The sequence below is a fragment of the Moorena sp. SIO2C4 genome (assembly GCF_010672485.1).
Lineage (GTDB): Bacteria > Cyanobacteriota > Cyanobacteriia > Cyanobacteriales > Coleofasciculaceae > Moorena > Moorena producens.
The window spans coordinates 1-2,455 of record NZ_JAAHGN010001093.1 but is presented as its reverse complement, the minus strand read 5'-3'; the positions used below and the strand labels follow the sequence as shown (position 1 = coordinate 2,455).

Annotated in this window: 2 protein-coding genes and 1 pseudogene; 1 reads left to right on the top strand and 2 read right to left on the bottom strand. The window is 44.7% G+C overall.

Annotation, left to right across the window (positions count from 1 at the left end):
• Positions 1-131 precede the first annotated feature (131 nt).
• The gene (locus F6K20_RS34115) at positions 132-509 is read right to left on the bottom strand and encodes a hypothetical protein (protein WP_044492400.1); all 378 of its coding nucleotides are present in this window, start codon (positions 507-509) and stop codon (positions 132-134) included.
• Positions 510-1,249: 740 nt separating this feature from the next.
• Here F6K20_RS34115 and F6K20_RS34110 point away from each other — a divergent pair.
• Positions 1,250-1,861, top strand: coding sequence for a M23 family metallopeptidase (locus tag F6K20_RS34110; protein WP_008180846.1), 612 nt, complete (start codon positions 1,250-1,252; stop codon positions 1,859-1,861).
• A gap of 95 nt (positions 1,862-1,956) precedes the next feature.
• On the opposite strand, the pseudogene F6K20_RS34105 reads toward F6K20_RS34110, so the two are convergent.
• Positions 1,957-2,455: pseudogene (locus tag F6K20_RS34105) on the bottom strand (cell division protein FtsH); the annotation flags it as partial.

The following is a 2,455-nucleotide window of genomic DNA, read 5'->3' as shown; positions in this document are numbered from 1 at the left end:
TTAAGCCGAAAGCCTTTCTGCCAAGATTTGAGTTAAACCTCCAGGTTTGAGTTTTTCTTCTAAGGCATAGCCACAATTGCTGGTATAATTGATTCATGTTAGTCTGATGTTCTAGTGATTTACTCCTAAATTCAATTCCCAGACTGACGCCCTAATTCATACACACCACAGCTCATACAAGCAATAATCCCGATACTGATTGCCCAACTGTGTCCGAGGCTAATTTCCACGGCGTAGTTACAAACTGCACCAATGACTAAAAAAGGCAAAATGCTGACAATTGACGCATAGAAAGCGTTTTGAGATTCTCTGACCTTACGGGTTCGTTCAAATTCCTGAGCCGAGATGTAAAAGAATCCCTCAGCAAAGTTAAACCAGCGGTTCAATTGCTCCATAATCCATTGCCTCAAGGACGAGAGGCTTAAATATAGCGCTAGAGACCACAAAGATGCTCCTGCGATCGCTGTAGTATCCACCTCGAATCGGAAGGGCAAAAATTCAGTCAGCATCAGTTCACGGATAGGGTAGGCTGGGGCAAGTTCATGACTAAGTTAACCAACATTTAACATCTCTATTTGAGTTGATCGCTTTAGTGTTAACGGTTAACGGTAGACACGCGCACAGTAGACACGCGCACAAAGGTTAGTCAAAGGTCAACCCTTAACAAAAAATCTAATCCTTAAATTGTGCAAGTTAAATGTGTATTAGCCTCTTGAGGTATCTTAACAAAACTCAAGATTTTGATAAATACCTAAAACAACCCAAACACCCTGCTGATGGTAGGTGATCTGGAGGGATATAATTGACAATCAAACCGCTAAATCCTTCGCGTAGCGTCGGCTTTGGCGAAGATTACAGCAGGGGATTCTTAAGAGCATAAAACTCTTACTGGCTGATTCAAACAGCCTCTACACCCTCCGATAAAATCATCGGGCTTACTTGTATGTTTTTTTTATGGTTCATGTTTCTAGCAGAGGCTTTTCAGCTTGCACAAGAACCGGTGCTTTTTTCTGCGTAGGAGACGCTACGCGAAAGAGCGCATTAAATCAATTTATGCCAGATTTATACTAGCTAAAATTATCAAGAATCGCAATCAACTTGATCTTCAATTCCCAAGGGGCTGTGTGGGTCACCTGCGTCCGCACTTTATACGCCCCATCTCCCGCACTTGTCTTTGGGCTATAACGGGAGTCCCCAAGGAGTTGAATGATGGAAAGACCCCTAACTAGCTAAAGCCAGACTAGAACTAATGCGCAGTGGTTATTTATCAAGGCTTCTAATTTTCGCTGGACTGAGTTTAACAAGTTCAATCGGTTTAAGTACCCATTCGAGTTTCCCCAGCCAGCCAGTAACTGCATCAGAACCTCCCTCAACCTTGGTAGCCGGAGTAAGAAGTTTTGCCAAAGGGGGTTCCTTTCCCGTAGAAAACTTCCGGGGCTACACCTCTGGCTTCGGTTACCGACCCTCTCCTAGAGGTTCTGGATGGGAATTCCACCGAGGTTTAGACATAGCTGCCCCTGAAGGAAGCTATATCCGTAACTGGTGGAGTGGTAAAGTAATTAAAATTTCTGATGGTACTGCTTGCGGCACCTCAATAACTATCCAATCGGGCAAGTGGCAGCACATCTACTGTCACATGAAAGGATACGCAGTTAAAAATGGAGGTACTCGCTATTTAATTGACAACTCCGGTGGGATTCGGATCAAGGAAGGCCAACTGTTGCCTTCTGGAGCCAGAATCGGTCGAGTAGGGATGACTGGTCGTACCACTGGTCCTCATCTGCACTGGGGATTGAAGTATGGCAAGCAATATGTTGACCCAGCCCAGGTGCTGCGTGCAATGTATAAAACACGAGCTTGATTGGGACAAATGCTAATGGTTAATGGCCATTAACCATTAACCATTAACCATTAACATGTTTCAAACATGCATGCCTTTGATCGTTTAACTAGAAACTACGAAACTACCAATTGTTCCTTGCACATCTGGGTGTGTTCTTCTACAATTTTGCGTAACTGGTCTCCTTCGATAGTTTCTTGATCTATCAACAGGTCTACTAATCGGTCAATGATTACCCGATTTTCCCGGACTAACTGACGAGCATGGCCATGGCAATGCTGCACAATTGTGCGAACTTGGGCATCAATGTGGGCAGCAATTTTCTCTGAGTACTCAGCCCTATTAATCACATTACCCCCTAGAAAGACTTCTCCCCCTGGATCTTCTAAGGACAGAGGACCCAAATCACTCATTCCAAAGCGGGTTACCATCTGCCGTGCTCGCGAGGTAACTTGTCGCAAGTCCCCAACAGCACCAGTAGTCACTTCAGCCTCACCAAAAATTTCTTCTTCTGCCGCTCTACCCCCTAAAGCAGCAGTAATTTGGGCTTTGAGTTGAGCCCGAGTAATCAAACCTTGCTCTTCATCAGGAATATACCAGGTCAAACCACGGGCT